This window comes from Facilibium subflavum (assembly GCF_003574485.1).
In the GTDB taxonomy this organism is placed as follows: Bacteria; Pseudomonadota; Gammaproteobacteria; order Francisellales; family Francisellaceae; genus Facilibium; species Facilibium subflavum.
This window is the reverse complement of sequence record NZ_QLIT01000327.1, coordinates 1-569: the sequence shown is the minus strand read 5'-3', so window position 1 is coordinate 569 and position 569 is coordinate 1. Positions and strand designations below refer to the sequence as shown.

Genomic DNA, 569 nt, shown 5'->3' with positions numbered 1-569 from the left:
GCTAGACATCTAGCTAGAGCGACACGTTGACGCTGACCACCGGATAGTTGATGAGGCTTTCTTTTTGCTAGATGATCCATTTTTATAATTTTAAGAGCTCTATCTGTAGCTTTTTCAATATCTTCTTTATTTAGAGATTTTTCTTGTTTTAGTCCAAACATAATGTTTTGTTTTATAGTCATATGAGGGAATAGGGCATATGACTGAAACATCATGTTTACAGGTCTTTTATATGGAGGTGTATTTGACATATCTACACCATCAATAATAATTTTGCCATCAGTTGGTTTTTCAAAACCCGCTAACATTCTTAGAAGAGTACTTTTCCCGCTACCTGAACCTCCAAGTAGCGAAAAAAACTCCTTTGGATAAACCTCCAGGTTGACAGAGTCAACAGCTAGATGCCCATCGTCGAATTGTTTTGATAGGTTTTTTATAGAAACCAAAGGTTTTTTTGAAGATCTTTGCATCTTTAGATTCTATAGTTTAATAAAGGTGCTTAATGATAATCAATTTTTTGATAGAAAAAAATTAACTTTTAATAGTTAACTATTTTTATTGATAATCAG

The 569-nt window shown here is 32.7% G+C and carries 1 protein-coding gene; it reads right to left on the bottom strand.

Annotated features, from left to right (window positions below; genetic code table 11):
* A partial coding sequence (locus DNK84_RS13725) for an ABC transporter ATP-binding protein (protein ID WP_162902516.1) occupies window positions 1-470 on the bottom strand: 470 nt, incomplete at its 3' end.
* Between the last annotated feature and the right edge of the window lie 99 nt (window positions 471-569).